The 15,626-nt window shown below is 60.4% G+C and carries 15 protein-coding genes; 3 read left to right on the forward strand and 12 right to left on the reverse strand.

Translation table 11 applies throughout. The annotated features are described in order from the left end of the window. Positions 1-17: 17 nt before the first annotated feature. A complete protein-coding gene (locus tag BVH74_RS00700) occupies positions 18-1,580 on the forward strand; it encodes an amidase (RefSeq protein ID WP_080048232.1) in 1,563 nt (520 codons plus the stop codon). A 4-nt stretch (positions 1,581-1,584) separates the two neighbouring features. Here the strand turns inward: BVH74_RS00700 and BVH74_RS00705 are convergent, their stop codons facing one another. The 5 genes from BVH74_RS00705 to BVH74_RS00725 form a co-directional block, all read right to left on the reverse strand. After that, on the reverse strand, positions 1,585-2,415 hold the full coding sequence (locus tag BVH74_RS00705) for a uroporphyrinogen-III synthase (protein ID WP_080048233.1): 831 nt from the start codon (positions 2,413-2,415) through the stop codon (positions 1,585-1,587). 247 nt (positions 2,416-2,662) lie between these two features. Continuing rightward, positions 2,663-4,117: a DUF3336 domain-containing protein gene (locus BVH74_RS00710; protein WP_177344497.1), complete on the reverse strand. Its 1,455-nt coding sequence runs from the start codon at positions 4,115-4,117 to the stop codon at positions 2,663-2,665. Between the two features lie 42 nt (positions 4,118-4,159). Continuing rightward, positions 4,160-5,749: a wax ester/triacylglycerol synthase family O-acyltransferase gene (locus BVH74_RS00715; protein ID WP_177344498.1), complete on the reverse strand. Its 1,590-nt coding sequence runs from the start codon at positions 5,747-5,749 to the stop codon at positions 4,160-4,162. 336 nt (positions 5,750-6,085) lie between these two features. Next, complete coding sequence (locus BVH74_RS00720) at positions 6,086-6,718, reverse strand: LysE family transporter (protein WP_080048236.1); 633 nt, start codon at positions 6,716-6,718, stop codon at positions 6,086-6,088. A gap of 2 nt (positions 6,719-6,720) precedes the next feature. Then, positions 6,721-7,806 (reverse strand): calcium/sodium antiporter, encoded by a 1,086-nt coding sequence (locus tag BVH74_RS00725; protein ID WP_080048237.1) that lies wholly within the window; start codon positions 7,804-7,806, stop codon positions 6,721-6,723. Between the two features lie 144 nt (positions 7,807-7,950). Here BVH74_RS00725 and BVH74_RS00730 point away from each other — a divergent pair, with 144 nt between their 5' ends. Next, positions 7,951-8,400, forward strand: coding sequence for a MarR family winged helix-turn-helix transcriptional regulator (locus BVH74_RS00730; protein ID WP_080048238.1), 450 nt, complete (start codon positions 7,951-7,953; stop codon positions 8,398-8,400). Between the two features lie 126 nt (positions 8,401-8,526). Continuing rightward, the gene (locus tag BVH74_RS00735; protein WP_080048239.1) at positions 8,527-8,955 is read left to right on the forward strand and encodes an organic hydroperoxide resistance protein; all 429 of its coding nucleotides are present in this window, start codon (positions 8,527-8,529) and stop codon (positions 8,953-8,955) included. A gap of 33 nt (positions 8,956-8,988) precedes the next feature. Here the strand turns inward: BVH74_RS00735 and BVH74_RS00740 are convergent, their stop codons facing one another. The 7 genes from BVH74_RS00740 to trmD form a co-directional block, all read right to left on the reverse strand. After that, a complete protein-coding gene (locus tag BVH74_RS00740; RefSeq protein WP_218189158.1) occupies positions 8,989-9,579 on the reverse strand; it encodes a GGDEF domain-containing protein in 591 nt (196 codons plus the stop codon). A gap of 270 nt (positions 9,580-9,849) precedes the next feature. Then, positions 9,850-11,259, reverse strand: a complete 1,410-nt coding sequence (gene thrC / locus BVH74_RS00745) for a threonine synthase (RefSeq protein ID WP_080048241.1) — start codon at positions 11,257-11,259, stop codon at positions 9,850-9,852. 18 nt (positions 11,260-11,277) lie between these two features. Then, positions 11,278-12,582 carry a homoserine dehydrogenase gene (locus tag BVH74_RS00750; protein ID WP_080048242.1) on the reverse strand — a complete coding sequence of 435 codons (1,305 nt, stop codon included), beginning with the start codon at positions 12,580-12,582 and terminating at the stop codon, positions 11,278-11,280. A gap of 118 nt (positions 12,583-12,700) precedes the next feature. Continuing rightward, positions 12,701-13,417, reverse strand: coding sequence for a bifunctional protein-disulfide isomerase/oxidoreductase DsbC (gene dsbC, locus BVH74_RS00755; protein ID WP_080048243.1), 717 nt, complete (start codon positions 13,415-13,417; stop codon positions 12,701-12,703). Between the two features lie 47 nt (positions 13,418-13,464). Then, positions 13,465-14,370, reverse strand: a complete 906-nt coding sequence (gene xerD / locus BVH74_RS00760) for a site-specific tyrosine recombinase XerD (protein WP_080051572.1) — start codon at positions 14,368-14,370, stop codon at positions 13,465-13,467. 123 nt (positions 14,371-14,493) lie between these two features. Beyond that, positions 14,494-14,841 (reverse strand): 50S ribosomal protein L19, encoded by a 348-nt coding sequence (rplS, locus tag BVH74_RS00765; RefSeq protein WP_080048244.1) that lies wholly within the window; start codon positions 14,839-14,841, stop codon positions 14,494-14,496. Between the two features lie 32 nt (positions 14,842-14,873). Continuing rightward, complete coding sequence (trmD, locus tag BVH74_RS00770) at positions 14,874-15,623, reverse strand: tRNA (guanosine(37)-N1)-methyltransferase TrmD (protein ID WP_080048245.1); 750 nt, start codon at positions 15,621-15,623, stop codon at positions 14,874-14,876. Positions 15,624-15,626 lie beyond the last annotated feature (3 nt).

The following is a 15,626-nucleotide window of genomic DNA, read 5'->3' on the forward strand; positions in this document are numbered from 1 at the left end:
ATACAAGGTTGTAAGCGATGTCATTAACCACCCGGGAGTATCTCAACCACGACGCCACCGCCCTGGCAGAGCGCATCGCCCGCCGCGAAATCAGCGCCAGCGAATTACTCGACCTGACACTGGAACGCTGCCAACGGCTCAATCCACAACTCAACGCCATCTGTCAGCCAATGTTCGAGATTGCCCGCCAGCGCCTGAACGAACCCCTGAATGGCCCGCTGGCCGGAGTGCCGATCCTGATCAAGGATGCTGTGCAAGACTACGCCGGCCTGCCGACCGGCAATGGCAGCAAAGTGTTCAGCCGTATCCCGCAACGCAAACACTCGCATATCGTCCAGCGCCTGCTTGAGGCCGGTGCGGTGATCATTGGCAAGACCAACACCCCCGAGCTGGCCTTAAAGGGCGTCACCGACCCAGCCCTGTTCGGCACTACCCACAACCCCTGGAACCCGGCCCACACCCCAGGCGGCTCCAGCGGCGGCTCAGCCGCGGCAGTGGCAGCCGGTCTGGTGCCCATGGCTGGTGCCAACGATGGCGGCGGCTCGATTCGCATTCCTGCAGCCTGCTGCGGACTGTTCGGTCTGCGCCCATCACGCGGGCTGATCTCGGTCGGCCCGGGAGCAGCGGAAATCTGGGAAGGCGCCTCCAGTGACGGGGTACTGACCCGCAGCGTTCGTGACACGGCACTGGCGCTGGATATCCTCGTCGGCAACAACCCCGGCGACCCGCTGCACACGGCCTTGCCGGAGCGCAGCTACCGAAGCCTGACCCAACAGGAGCCCGGCCAACTGCGCATCGGCTTCAGCACCCGTTCACCGCTTGGCACGCCGGTTCATCCCGAAGCAGTCAAGGCCGTTGAGCATGCGGTCAAATTACTGCAGGCGCTGGGTCACGAGGTAGTCGAAGCGGCACCGGACCATGACGGCCAAATGCTGGCTCGCTGTTATCTGAATCTGTACTTCGGCCAGGTCGCCGCGACTCTGGACGAGGCTCGGGCGATAGGCGCCCGTGACGAGGAGTTTGAACTGCTGACCCGCACGCTGGCGGCCTTTGGCCGGGTCATGAGCAGCGCCGACTATGTACGCAGCCATCGCCAGTGGAACAGCTTCAGCCAGGCCCTGGGGTTGTTCCACCAGCAGCACGACCTGTACCTCACACCAACCCTGGCCCACCCGCCCATTCGCCACGAACAGGGCCAGCTACCGACAGCGCAGGCGCGAATACTGGAGCTGCTGCTGGCCACCGGACTACTGCCAATGCTCGCGCGCTGGGGGGTACTGGAGAACATGGTCAACGATATGGCTCGCAAAAATCTGACCTACGTGCCCTTTACCCAGTTGGCCAATCTGACCGGCACCCCAGCCATGAGCGTACCACTGTACTGGACCGCTGACGGTCTGCCGCTTGGTGTACAGTTCGGCGGGCCACCCGGCAGTGAACCTCGCTTGCTGCAGCTGGCCCGACAACTGGAGCAGGCTCAGCCGTGGGCCGAGCGCTGGCCAGCGATGGTGCAGCAGGATCTGGGACGCGCTGGCAGCGCCGCGCCACAAGTTCGCAAGGCGGTGCCCTGCAAGGCCTGAATGGTCAGGCCCCGAGCGCCTTGACCAGCTCGCGCACCAGCGGTTTCATGAAGAAGCTCTCCTGCGGCATCAGGTCAACTCGGATGCCGCGCTCGCGTAGCTCGTCGGCCACTACCGGCCCAACAGCCGCCACCGTCAGCCCAGCCAGGGCCACCAGCAATTCGGACTCACACTGCATCCGCCGGGCAATCTGCAGCAACCGGCGCACCTGCGTGGCGCTGGTGAAGGCGATGGCATCAACGGCCGGCTCAATCAAGGCCCGGACCAGGGCCTCGACCTGGGCATCCTCGACATCATCGGCATAGACATAGGGCGCCACCGTGCTGATCTGGGCACCGGCTTCCTGTAGAAACGTCACCAGCGGCACATTCGGCTCGGTGCCATAGAGCTGCACCGCCACACGCCGGCCCTGGAGATTTTCCGCTCGCAGGGTCTGAATAACCCCCTCGGTGGTCGGCTCCTGCGCCAGCACATCCGGCTTCAGGCCGATCTTGCGCAACGCCGCCCCCGGCTTCGGCCCACGCGTGATCTTGCGTACCTCGCCAAGCTTGACCACAAAGGCCTCACACAGCCCGCCACCGGCACGTTCGGCACTGGCGAGCAGGCGTCTCAGCCCCTCACCGGTCAACAGAATCAGGTCATCTACCGGCTGCTCGATGAAGGCCTGCAGCCAGGCCAGCACTGGAGTCTGGTCCGGAGCATCATGAATCGACACCAGCGGACAACGCAGCACATCGGCCCCGCGCTTGATCAACATATCGGCGAACAGATCGAGTTCGCGGCTTTCCGGCAAGGCTATGCGGCGACCGGTCAGGGGCAGAGTTTCGCTACTCATGGGCTATCACATTCGGCAAAAGGAACATTGTGCGGGCCTGCCGCACGAATGAAAAGCACTCATGGCACAGGGCAATGGAAACACCGGTTAATCACACGTAGCCGCAGGCTCGGTTGGCGCTGACTTGTTCTGGACCATTAGATGCCAGGGATGGCATCTACGAGCCCCCATGGATGGGTTCACGGCGTGTCCAGAACAAGTCAGCGCCCACCGAGCCCAACACTGAACCCGCTTAACCCAGACTGTTTTAACTCTCCCAACCGCGCCGGTGCAGAATTTCGTCCAGAGTACGGCTGACCGCTGTGCAGTTGCGCACCATCTCGACCCGCTCCCAGGTCGACCGTTCGCCCTCATGGATCAGCCGGTGCATGGCCTCGCGCGAGGGCGGAGCCAGCAGGCGCAACGGGTGATCCCAGCGGTTGCGCAGAAAGATGTTGATATCAGCGGTGTAATCCTGGGCCAGCACACCGTAGGTCAGATGCTGCATCAGATTCAGTACCGGCGACTTGATCCGGATGTGCTCACGACTGAAGCGCAGCATCTCGGCACTGCCCATCTTCCACCAGCGGGCCTGATAGTTGACCAGACTGCGCAACAGGTTGCGCGGCACATCCGGATCAGGCGTGATGGCCAATGCAGCCGGATTGGTCATGCTGGAAATGAAGTGGTTTACCCCATACAAACGCGCCAACCGCTTGGCTGGCAGATCATCGGCAAAGGAGCCGTCGATCCATTTCTCTCCAGGCAGATAGGGCACGGTTTCACCCTTGGCATTGCGACACATCAGGGTTACCGGCGGATAAATACCGTAGATCGCACAGGAAGCCTGAACTGCAGAACGGATCAGCACATTGGGTGAGGTAATGGCGTTGAGCAAACGCGGTGCCTGACGTGGCTCCAGCCCCGTCACGGTGATATTGAGCTTGCGCCCGGTCAGCTCGAAAGCCTCCTGGAAGGTCAGATCGGGAATGATCTTGCCCAGATAGGCAATCAGATTCTCGGCATCCATATTCGGTCGCCCACTGCCCAGCAACGACAGTACCGGCCGAATCGCCCGGGTTTCCTCCACTTCATGGTGCAGGTTGTCCAGACTCAGGCGCTCATGCAGCTCTTCGTCGGTATGAGTGCAGGCAGTGGCCGCCAAAATCGAGCCGGCGCTGCTGCCGGAGATGATTTCCGGCAGCAGACCCTGCTCGAATAGCGCCCGCAGCACCCCGGCATGGAAAAACCCCAAGACAGCCCCACCACTGAGCATCAACGCCGAGCGGCCATTGCAGTGACTGGCACGCAGGAAAAAGTCCTGTTTCTCGGCCAGGGGAATGATCTTGTCGTCTACCTGATCCAGGTCATGCAGTGCTCCGCACAACTCATCCAGATAGCGGCGGATCAGTTGCTTGGTCCCCAGCTTGGCCTTGTTGTACAGCGACGGCTTGCCCATCCCGCCGAGATTGCCGTGTACTCCCTCGTTGAGGGTGAACAGCAGCTGCGGGTAATCGCGGCGAAACCGCAAGTCACGCAGGATATCCAGGCGCCGACGAATCGCCCGAAAGTCATAACTTTCGCAGGCATCGTCCTGCTTCCAGTCATCCAGCCCACATTCGTGGTCATAGGCCAGGGCCAACTCGACCCAATCCTGGTAGCTCTCTGACTGTTCCATCTCACGCAGCAACTGCCGCGCGCGGGTACGTTGAAACAATTTCATATCCATCTCCTGCGTACAGAGCAAACCGTTACCGGCTCACCATCAAGCCTTGCTGGCCACCAGCGATGCCACCGGACTATCAGCCGGGCGTTGGTCCGGGCCTTCGGCCGCCATCTTCAACCTGCTCGGTGCCGGCTTGCGGGTACGCGGGCTACGGCGTTTGCCGGCACTGTCGCTGTGAGGCTCCTGCACGGACGGAGCAGACTCCTGAACGCTCAAGGCTGCCAGGCGTTCACGAAACTCCACGGTCGAAGCCTCCAGACAGGCGATATACACATCCATATCCGGCATCACTTCGCGGTCAGCCAACACACCCAGATTGAGGCGATCGTAGATGCCGGTGATGCCATGACTGATGGCCATGCCATCGACAATCGGTACCACCGGATAGACCTGACGAATCAAGGCTCCGGCAAAGTATTGCGGCGTCATCCCGGGAATCCCCGGCACATTGGTAATCAGGGTATTGATCAGTGGAACCCGCCCGGTCAAACGGGCCTTGTTCTGCAGCCAGGCACTCAGAGCCCGGACCGAGGGCGGCAGCATCTCGCCAGCCGAGTTATTGAGTTCGTACAGCACCTCCCGCGCCAGCGGGATTCCTTTGGCAGTGCGCCGCTGAACCGCCGTGAGGCGCTCCACCGGATCCTCGATATCGGTTCCGATGCCGATGAACATGGCTGAGATCAGATTGCCGCAATCCTTTTTCGCTTCTTCCGGGCGCAGCGACACCGGGCACATCGACACCAGCGATTCGCTCGGCAGTGCATGACGCTGCAGCAGATAGCGACGCAGTCCGCCAGCAATGATCGACAACACTACGTCATTGAGGCTGGCGCCCGGGCAGAGCTGACGCAATTGCTTAAGCTCAGGAATGCTCCACTCGAAGCCGCCGTAACTGCGATGCGGAGTGATTTCGGTATTGAACAACGTGCGTGGTACCCGGCGCTGCTCGGGCATCGCATCGCCCCGCAAGCGCTTGATCAGCTCAAAGCTCTTGCGCGAAAACTTCAGACCGGCCTTCATGCTGCGCAATGACTGCCCCATCATCCGGGGAGTGGTGCGGGCCCAGAGTTCCAACCGGCTGGGTGCCCGCTCCGCCACCACTACCCGGTTCTGCCGGCCGTACTCGTGCTGAGCGGTGGTTTCCATCAGCGCCTCACTCAACTCAACCGCAGCCTTGCCATCGACATAGGCATGGTGAAAACGGATCAGCACCGCAAAGCTGCCCGGCGGTACACCTTCGACATTGTTGAGCCCCTCGATGATATAGACCTCCCAGGGTGCCCGGCGCATATCGACACTGCGCGACATGGTCCGCGCGGTGAAAATACACAGTTGCCGCCAGTCACCCGGCTGCGGCAAGCCGACATGCCGCACGTGGTATTCCAGATCGAAATTGGGGTCATCCAGCCAGTACGGATCATCCAGCCCCAGCGGGGTCTGCACCAGACGGCGGCGAAAGTAGGAAGTAGCATTCAGGCGGTCGGCAATGTACTGCAGGATTTCCTTGTGGCGTACCAGCCCACCGGGAGCGGTCTGCTGATCACACAGCCACAGACTGCCGATCATCATCGGCTGGTTGGGTGCCTCGAAATAAAAAAAATGTGAATCCATGGGTGTCAGTTGTTTCATTAGTCTTGTCCTCGTGGAGACAGGGGGCAAAGGCGGCGGAACAGTCCAAAGAATTGACTCACACCAAAATACAGGCATTGACGACAATCAACAAAAGACCTTATTCCATAAGGGTTGGCGACTACCGGAAAGACCACGCCAAGACCACAATGAGACACTTATAGATAATGCAATTTTATGACCAACAAGTCACGCAGTGGCTAAAAACCAGCTGAAAAATGCAGAAAGGGCTCTGCCATTGATATGGGAGCAGCAACGGAATATCTGCCGGAGCCAGGCTCCGACAGCAGATGAGAGGCAAATCAGTGACAACGCACCATCAAGGTGCGCGCAAACTCAGGTACTGGAGCGCTTGACCAGCGCCAGCAGCCCGGCGGCACCGGCAAACAACCCGGCAAAGCTGCGGTTGACCAGACGCTGCTGGCCGGGTGAACGCAGCAGACGCAACACCTTGGCCGCCAGCCCGGTGTACCCGGCCATCACGACCAGATCGACGCCAACCATGGTCAAGGCCATGACCCCGTACTGCGGCAGTAGCGGCTGGGCCGGATTGATAAACTGCGGCAGCACCGCCAGCATGAACACCACCGCCTTGGGGTTGCTGACGTTGATCAGCAGGCCACGCAGCACCAGGCTCAACGGTCGCCCCGTTGGGCGGGGCGCCCGCTCATCGAGCACCGGCGCTGGCGGGGCTTGCCACTGACGCAGGGCCAGATACAGCAGGTACAATACCCCGAACCACTTGATCAGGGTAAAGGCCAGCGCCGAAGTCGCCAGCACGGCCCCAACCCCAGCTGCAACGATCGCGATCTGAAGCAGCAGCCCCAACTGCAGCCCAAGCGCCGTCCAATAACCGCGTGAAAAGCCGTATTGAAGGCCACTGGCCATGGACGCGATGGCCCCCGCCCCGGGGGAAAGACTGATGATCCAGCAGGCCACAAAGAAGGCCAGCCAGGTTTCCAGAGCCATAATTACCTCTTGAACACACTCGAATGTTTACGCCAGCCTTGAGCCATCAATACCAGCAGAGTCAGTACGGTCAGTGGCAAGGCGTAATAAAGAACTGCGGTTTGCAGATCCTGCCGTGCGGGTGAGTCGCTTGCCGTCAGGATGAGATGCAGGGTGTAGAGCGCATAATAGCCCAGAAACAGCAGCCCTTCCCAACGGTTGATCCGCATGCCGCTGAAAAACACCGGCAGGCAGGCCACAGCCACCGCCAGCATGATCAGCATGTCGAACCTGAGCATCGCCGCCGATACCGCGATCCCACTGGGCGCCAGCAACGAAGCCAGACCCAGTACCGCCAGCAGATTGAACAGGTTGCTGCCAACCACATTGCCTACCGCAATGTCACGATGGCCGCGCACACTGGCGACCACCGAGGTCGCCACTTCCGGCAACGAAGTGCCAGCCGCAATGATGGTCAGACCGATCACTCGCTCCGACACGCCCAGCACCTGGGCCATGGTCACCGCCCCGGCAACCAGCCAGCGTGCACCCAGAACCAGCATGACCAACCCGCCCACAATCATCAGCAGGTTGACCGGTAGCGAGCCGCTTTCCGTCGGCACCTCAAGCTCAGAAGCCTCACCCGCCTGACGCCCGGCACGGCGACTGCTAACCACCAGAAACAGCGTATAGACGATGATCAGACCGAGCAGCAAAGCTCCTTCACTGCGCCCCAGATGACCATTCATCGCCAGCAACCAGACCAACAGGCTGGCACCGATCATCAGCGGCACATCAAGCCGGATCAGTTGCCGAGACACCAGCAGGGGCGCGATCAGCGCCGACAGACCGAGAATGAACAATACATTGAAGATATTGCTCCCGAGCACATTGGCCAGAGCGATATCCCCCTGCCCTGCTACTGCCGCTCCGGCACTGACTGCCATTTCCGGAGCGCTGGTACCAAAAGCCACCACGGTCAGACCGATAACCAACGGCGAAATCCGAAAGCCAACCGCAAGCCGCGAAGCCCCTTTGACCAAAACCTCGGCACCCAGCACCAACAAACCCAGACCGAGTACGAACAACAGCAACTGCAACCATGACATGATGAAGCCCCTCCTGGGGCACGGGAAACCTGCGAACGCAGGCCTGATCAATCTAGCATGCCGGCCCAGGCGACTGAAGCCCCTCTCTTTTTGCACGCCGCAGGTTTGCGCGCTAAATTATGAATTCATACAGAGGGCCACCCCATGTCCACCCCCGATCCTTGCGCTGCATTGCTGCTCGATAATCAACTGTGCTTCGCCTTGCACTCGACCTCACTGCAAATGACCAAGGTCTACAAACCGCTGCTCAAGTCTCTTGGGCTGACCTATCCACAGTATCTGGCCATGCTGGTACTCTGGGAAAGTGATGGCATTAGTGTTGGCGATCTTAGTCAGCGGCTGCTGACCGACCCCGGCTCAGTGACTCCGGTACTGAAGCGTCTGGAAGCCGAAGGCCTGATCAACCGGGTGCGCAGCAAGAGCGACGAGCGCGTGGTCGAACTGTTCCTGACTGAGCGTGGTCAAACCCTGCGCGAACAGGCCAAGGCTCTGCCCGGCTGCATTCTTAAGGCCAGCGATCAGCCGCTGGAACGCCTGATGGCACTGCGCGATGAACTGCTTGCGTTGCGGGCCAGCCTGATCAAGCAAAGCTGACCCACCCGCCTTACCGCTCGTCGGCAAGTGCGGCTTTGCCTGGCAAATTATATTGCGCGCAAAATAAATAGACGCTAACTTAATATCGTTAGCGCACAAAATATCATCCATACCCAGGAGGTTTATATGTCGATCCAACAAGTTGCCTACCGCGCCTATGCTGAAGCCACTGGTGGCCGCGATGGCCGAGCCATTTCATCCGACGGGATTCTTGACGTCGCCCTGACCACGCCGAAAGAGCTCGGCGGTGCCGGTGGTGCCGGAACCAACCCGGAACAATTGTTTGCCGCTGGCTATTCGGCCTGTTTTATCGGCGCGATGAAGTTCGTCGCCGCCCAGGAAAAAATCGCCCTGCCGGCAGATGTGTCGATTGAAGGTGTCGTCGGTATTGGTCCGATTCCCAATGGCTTCGGGATTGAAGTCGAATTGCGGATCAACCTGCCAGGCATGGAACGTAGTCAGGCTCAGGCGCTGATTGAAAAGGCTCACCAGGTCTGCCCCTACTCCAACGCGACCCGTGGCAATATCGATGTCACCCTGACTCTGCTCGACTGAGCCCACAGGTTTAGGTAAAACTCTGCCGAGACCTCAGCCCAGTGAGGAGACCGGCCCCAGTCTGGCTTCGGCCAGGCTCTGGCCGGCTCGCTCAATCAAAGTGTCCAGATTGTCATAGGCCGTGACACTGGCGACACCCGTGCTGACCCTGAGCGGCCAGCCTATAGGAAAATCATGGTTGCGGATCATCAGCAGAATCCGCTCGCCAACCAGATCCGCCTCCTCGATGCCGGCTTCAGTGCAAACCACCAGAAAGCGCTCGGCCTCCCAGCGAAAAACCTTGTCCACATCGCGCAACCCGTCACGCAGCAGTTCGCTAAGCTCAATCAGTACCCGGTTGCCCATCATCGGGCCATGCTCACGACTGATTTTGTCGAAGTCATCAAGATCCAGCAGTATCACCGACAGCGGCCGGCCAAACCGTTGGGCGCGTTTAAGTTCATGGTTGAAGAACCCGATCAGGGCATTGTGGTTGGGCAAACCGGTCAATTCGTCCAGCCCCTGCAAGCTGTGCAAACGGCGTTTAAGCCGGCGCTGGCGCCGCCACCAGAACAGGCTGGTCAGGCCAATCGCCAGCAGAGTCCAGCCAAGCGACGGCAACAGCGGCAAAAATAGTTCAGTCACCAGAAAGCGATAAGTCCCGATCCAGGCCGCAGGCTCCAATGCCAGGGCCTGATCCGAACACAGCAATAGAAATACGCCCAGCCCTATTGGCAGGCGTCGGACCTCAATAGCAGTGATACTGGAATGGACGGGGTTCAAAGTGGCTCATTACCATCATGGGATAACCCAAGAATAGCGTGGTTTTGAGCACAACGTGGGGAGAAGAAAGAGCTTTATCGGCTCATTCCCCGCCCGCAGCCGGTCAAACCGGCAGCGGGCGAGGAGCACCAATCAGAGAGGCTTGCCGCGATTGCCGTGGGCTGCCACGAACGCCTGCACCGCTGGCAGCTCGTTGGCCAGTACAGTGCAGCGCTCGGGACGCTCGAACAAATCAGCCAGGTGGGCCGGCAGATGCGGCTCCTCACCAACGGCCGCCTTGCGTACCGCCTCGGGGAACTTGACCGGATGCGCCGTACCCAGCGTAATCATCGGCGTGCTCATGCTGCGCCGGCACTCCCGCGCAGCTCGCACACCAATGGCAGTATGCGGGTCGAGCAGCTCGCCACAGTCACGGTACACCTCGGCAATGGTCGCACAGGTACCTTCGTCATCTACCGCCAACGAGTCAAACAGCTTGCGCGCCTCAGTCCAGCGATCATCCTCAACCGACAGCTTGCCGGTTTGCTTGAAGCTGTCCAGCAGCTCGGCTACCAAGGCTCCATTGCGCCCGTGCAGATCGAACAGCAGGCGCTCGAAATTGGACGACACCATGATGTCCATCGACGGCGACAGCGACGGATGCAGGGTGTCCTTGTCGTAGCGGTTGCCGCTCATGAAGCGGTGCAGGATATCGTTGCGGTTGGTGGCGACGATCAGTTGGCTGATCGGCAGCCCCATGTTGCGCGCCAGATAGCCGGCAAAGATGTCGCCAAAGTTGCCGGTCGGTACCGAGAACGCCATCGAGCGTGCCGGTCCGCCGAGCTGCAGCGCGGCATGGAAGTAGTAGACGATCTGGGCCATGATCCGCGCCCAATTGATCGAGTTGACCGCCACCAGCCGGGTCCCCTTGAGGAAACCCTGATCAGCGAAGCTGGCCTTGACCATCTCCTGACAGTCATCGAAGTTGCCTTCGATGGCGATGTTGTGGATGTTGTCACCGGCAATGGTGGTCATCTGCCGACGCTGTACCTCGGACACCCGGTTGTGCGGGTGGAGGATGAAGATGTCGACATTTTCACAGCGCCGGCAACCCTCGATGGCCGCTGAACCGGTGTCACCAGAGGTTGCCCCCATGATCACCACGCGCTCACCGCGCTTGATCAGGAAGTGATCGAGCAACCGCCCCAGCAGTTGCAGGGCAAAGTCCTTGAACGCCAGGGTCGGGCCGTGGAACAGCTCCAGCACCCATTCGTTGCTGTCGAGCTGACGCAGAGGTGCTACCGCGCTGTGGGCGAATACGCCGTAGGTATCCTTGAGAATCGCCTTGAAATCGGCGTCGCTGATCGAGCCGGTCACAAACGGGCGCATCACGTTGAAGGCCAGCTCGTGATAAGGCAGGCCAGCCCAGGAGGCAATCTCTTCCTGGCTGAAGCGCGGCAGATTCTCAGGCACGTACAAACCGCCATCACTGGCCAGACCGGCCAGCAACACATCTTCAAAATTCAGGGCCGGCGCCTGGCCGCGGGTGCTGATATAACGCATGACAAAACCCTTCAGGTTTTAGTTGAGTTGTTCAACCCGGATCCGGGTTACCGGGCCGGCGATGTCGTCGAGCGCCTCGATGGCAGCAATGGCGTCGTTCATCTGCCGCTCGAGCACTTCGTGGGTCAGCAGGATCATCGGTACCAGGCCGTCATGCTCCTCGGCTTCCATCTGCATGATCGACTCGATGTTGATCCCGCGCTCGGACAGAATGGTCGCCACCTTGGCCAGCACGCCCGGACGATCCTGGGCCTGTACGCGCAGGTAGTAGGCGGTCTCGACCTCTTCGACCGGCAGCACCGGATGATCGGACAGGCTGTCGGCCTGGAACGCCAGATGCGGCACGCGGTTGTTCGGGTCAGTGGTCAGGGTACGGACCACGTCGATGATATCGGCCACCACCGCCGAAGCGGTCGGCTCAGCACCGGCGCCGGCACCGTAATACAGAGTCGAGCCCACTGCATCGCCGTTCACCATCACCGCGTTCATCACACCGTTGACGTTGGCGATCAGGCGATCCTCGGGAATCAGCGTCGGGTGTACCCGCAGCTCGACCCCGGCATCGGTCCGGCGGGCTACACCCAGATGCTTGATCCGGTAGCCCAGCGCCTCGGCGTAATTGACGTCGGCAGTGGTCAGCTTGGTGATGCCCTCGGTATAGGCCTTGTCGAACTGCAGCGGAATACCGAATGCGATGGAAGCAAGAATGGTCAGCTTGTGCGCGGCATCGATACCTTCGACATCGAAGGTCGGATCGGCCTCGGCATAGCCCAGCGCCTGGGCTTCGGCCAGCACATCCTCGAAGGCCCGGCCCTTGTCGCGCATTTCGGTCAGAATGAAGTTGCCGGTACCGTTGATGATGCCGGCCACCCAATTGATCTGGTTGGCCGCCAAACCTTCACGCAGAGCCTTGATGATCGGAATCCCGCCAGCCACGGAGGCTTCGAAGGCAACCATCACGCCCTTGTCTCGGGCAGCCTGGAAAATTTCGTTGCCGTGTACGGCGATCAGCGCCTTGTTGGCAGTGACCACATGCTTGCCGTTGGCAATCGCCTGCATCACCACCTCGCGCGCCACACCATAACCGCCGATCAGCTCGACGACGATGTCGATCTCGGGGTTGTTGACCACGGCAAATACGTCATCAGTCACCGGGGTTGAACCCAGGTCGCAGTTAGGGTTGAGCTGACGGGCGGCAATCTGGCCGACCTCAATGCCCCGACCTGCCCGGCGGGCAATTTCAGCGGCGTTGCGCTGCAAGACATTGAATGTACCACCACCAACGGTGCCCAACCCACAGATACCTACTTTGACCGGTTTCAAACTATGGTCCCCACGTATTCGTTGTGTCTGATTATATGAAAGTTCACTGACGCCCTACTCCGAAGGCGCACATTATTGAGCCATACGGCCGGCGTCAATGACCCCGGCGACGACTGGCTCACTGATTGGCCAGTGCTTCCTCGGCCAGCATTCCGGCCGGCTTGTAGCCCGGCACCAGGGTGCCATTGGCCAGGAAGATCGCCGGCGTTCCCTGCACCCCCACCTGCGCGCCCAGAGCGAACTGCGCTTCGACCGGGTTGTCACAACTGGCCTGCGGCACCGACTGGCCAGCCTTGGCCCGGGTCATGGCCGCCTGTTTGTCCGCCGCGCACCAGATCGATTGCATGGTCACAGCGGTCGGAGTGTTCATGCCCGAACGCGGGAACGCGGCGTAACGCACTTCGATCCCCAGCGCATTGAGCTCTTCGACCTCGGTGTGCAGCTTGCGGCAGTATCCACAATCCACATCGGTGAACACCGTGATATGGGTCTTGGGCTGTTCCGGCGAGAAAATCACCAGGTCTTCACGCGGCAGGCTGTTGATCAGGTCACCAATGACCTTGGACTCAGCAGCAGCGGTCAGGTTGCGCGGTTGCTCGCCATCAACCTGGAACAGCGCGCCCTGAAGCATGTAGCGGCCATCGGCACTGGCGTACAGTACCCGGCCATTTTCGAGCTGGACCTGATACAGACCGCTGATAGGGGTTTCACTGATGCTTTTGACCGGTATGCTGATGTTCAGCCGGCCGAGGGTATCGCGGATGGCCTGATCATCAGCCAGTGCTTGACCGGCCAGCAGCGCCAGAGCCACGCCGGCAAGGTATTTCAGTCGCATGCATTATTCCTCTTGAAGACGTACAAGCTTACCACGAAACCCGCCCATCACCCACGGGGATGATGGCGCGCGTGCAGTTCCTGCAAGCGCTGCCGGGCCACATGGGTGTAGATTTGGGTAGTCGACAGGTCGCTGTGCCCCAACAGCATTTGCACCACGCGCAGATCGGCGCCGTGATTGAGCAGGTGCGTGGCAAAGGCGTGGCGCAGGGTATGCGGTGACAAGCTGCCACGCACCCCCGCCACCTGGGCATGCAGCTTGATTCGATGCCAGAAGGTCTGACGGGTCATCTCCCGGGCCTGGCGGCTGGGGAACAGCACATCACTGGGCGTCCCGCCAAGCAGCGCCGGCCGTGCTTCCTGCATGTAGCGCTGAATCCAGACCAGCGCTTCTTCGCCCATCGGCACCAGCCGCTCCTTGCTACCCTTGCCGGTCACCCGAATCACCCCCTGGCGCAGATTGACCTGATCCAGACGCAGACCGACCAGTTCGCTGACCCGCAGCCCACAGGCATACAGCACCTCAAGCATGCAGCGGTCACGCAGCCCCAGACTGTCGGACACATCCGGCGCCGCCAGCAAGGCTTCAACATCAGCTTCGCTCAGACTCTTGGGCAGAGGCCGACCCAGCTTGGGCATGGCCACATCCAGACTCGGGTCTTCGCCAAGCAACCCCTGACGCACTGCATAGCGGTAAAACCCACGCACACAGGACAGCAAACGTGCGGTCGAGCGGGCCTGGTATCCCTCACCGATCCGCCAGGCCAGATAATCCATCAACTCGCCCCGGCCAACAGCCAGCAACCCGCCACGCCGAGCCATTAACCAGCGCGCCAACTGCTCCAGATCACGCCGATAGGCATCCAGGCTATGCTGCGACAGGCCGCGCTCAAGCCACAGGCTGTCGATATAGCGGGCAATCAGTTGCTGTTCGGTATCAGAAAGCGCAGTCATGCGCAGGAGTTTGCAGCGCCAGCCGATAAGCTGCAAGCGGCCCGGCGCTCAGACCAGGGAAAGACTGGAAGCACAAATAAAAAAAGCAGCCCGAAGGCTGCTTTTCTGGGAACCACCGTCCAATCAGGACAGCTTCTCCTTGATACGCGCGGCTTTGCCGGACAGCTCGCGCAGGTAGTACAGCTTGGCCTTGCGAACGTCACCACGACGCTTGACGCTGATGCTGTCGATCAGTGGGGAGTAGGTCTGGAAGGTACGTTCAACACCCACACCGCTGGAAATCTTACGCACGGTGAAGGCAGAGTTCAGACCACGGTTACGCTTACCGATAACCACGCCTTCGAAGGCCTGCAGGCGCTGACGATCACCTTCCTTTACTTTTACCTGAACGATGACGGTATCACCCGGAGCGAACTCGGGGATTTCCTTGTTCATCTGTTCTGCTTCAAGCTGAGCAATAATGTTGGACATTTCAAACTCCTGCGCAAGCCGCCGGACTTGCATTACTGGTTATCGGTTGCCTGTTCGCGAAGAAACTCCGCCAACAGCTGTTGCTGTTCATCGCTCAATGCCAGATCCTTGAGCAACTCCGGTCGGCGTTGCCAGGTTCTGCCCAAAGACTGTTTGAGTCTCCAGCGCCGGATCAGAGCATGGTTACCACTGAGCAGCACCTCCGGTACGCGCCGCCCGGCGAATTCTTCCGGACGGGTGTAGTGCGGACAATCCAGCCACCCTTCCGTAAAGGAATCCTCCACCGCCGAATCCGCATGCCCAAGCACGCCAGGAATCAGTCGGGTTACCGCATCCAGGAGCACCATGGCCCCCAGTTCGCCACCGGACAACACATAGTCACCGATGGAAATCTCTTCATCGACGCACATCTCAATAATGCGCTCGTCGATTCCCTCATAACGCCCGCAGACCAGTACCAGACTGTCCAGCGCCGCCAACTCGGTGACTCGCTGTTGAGTCAGCGGCCGACCCTGGGGCGACAGATAAATCACCCGTGGCGGTGAGGGTGCCTGCTGGCGGATCGCCTGAATGGCTTCCAGCAGCGGCTCAACCTTCATCAGCATGCCCGGACCACCACCAAAGGGCCGGTCATCAACCGTACGGTGACGGTCATGGGCATGGTCACGCGGGTTACTGAAGGCTACCTCCAGTTGACCGCGCTTGACTGCGCGACCACTCACCCCGTGCTCGGTCAAGGCCGAAAACATCTCCGGGAACAGGGTTACTACACCGGCCCACACCGG

Source organism: Halopseudomonas phragmitis, assembly GCF_002056295.1.
Classification (GTDB): Bacteria; Pseudomonadota; Gammaproteobacteria; order Pseudomonadales; family Pseudomonadaceae; genus Halopseudomonas; species Halopseudomonas phragmitis.

Bases quoted from the DNA above. Each gene is read 5' to 3' on its own strand.
- rplS (WP_080048244.1), bottom strand. From the start codon at position 14,841: ATGTCCAACATTATTGCTCAGCTTGAAGCAGAACAGATGAACAAGGAA.
- BVH74_RS00700 (WP_080048232.1), top strand. From the start codon at position 18: ATGTCATTAACCACCCGGGAGTATCTCAACCACGACGCCACCGCCCTG.
- BVH74_RS00705 (WP_080048233.1), bottom strand. From the start codon at position 2,415: ATGAGTAGCGAAACTCTGCCCCTGACCGGTCGCCGCATAGCCTTGCCG.
- xerD (WP_080051572.1), bottom strand. From the start codon at position 14,370: ATGACTGCGCTTTCTGATACCGAACAGCAACTGATTGCCCGCTATATC.
- BVH74_RS00725 (WP_080048237.1), bottom strand. From the start codon at position 7,806: ATGTCATGGTTGCAGTTGCTGTTGTTCGTACTCGGTCTGGGTTTGTTG.
- thrC (WP_080048241.1), bottom strand. From the start codon at position 11,259: ATGCGTTATATCAGCACCCGCGGCCAGGCGCCGGCCCTGAATTTTGAA.
- BVH74_RS00715 (WP_177344498.1), bottom strand. From the start codon at position 5,749: ATGAAACAACTGACACCCATGGATTCACATTTTTTTTATTTCGAGGCA.
- dsbC (WP_080048243.1), bottom strand. From the start codon at position 13,417: ATGCGACTGAAATACCTTGCCGGCGTGGCTCTGGCGCTGCTGGCCGGT.
- BVH74_RS00730 (WP_080048238.1), top strand. From the start codon at position 7,951: ATGTCCACCCCCGATCCTTGCGCTGCATTGCTGCTCGATAATCAACTG.
- BVH74_RS00710 (WP_177344497.1), bottom strand. From the start codon at position 4,117: ATGAAATTGTTTCAACGTACCCGCGCGCGGCAGTTGCTGCGTGAGATG.
- BVH74_RS00720 (WP_080048236.1), bottom strand. From the start codon at position 6,718: ATGGCTCTGGAAACCTGGCTGGCCTTCTTTGTGGCCTGCTGGATCATC.
- BVH74_RS00735 (WP_080048239.1), top strand. From the start codon at position 8,527: ATGTCGATCCAACAAGTTGCCTACCGCGCCTATGCTGAAGCCACTGGT.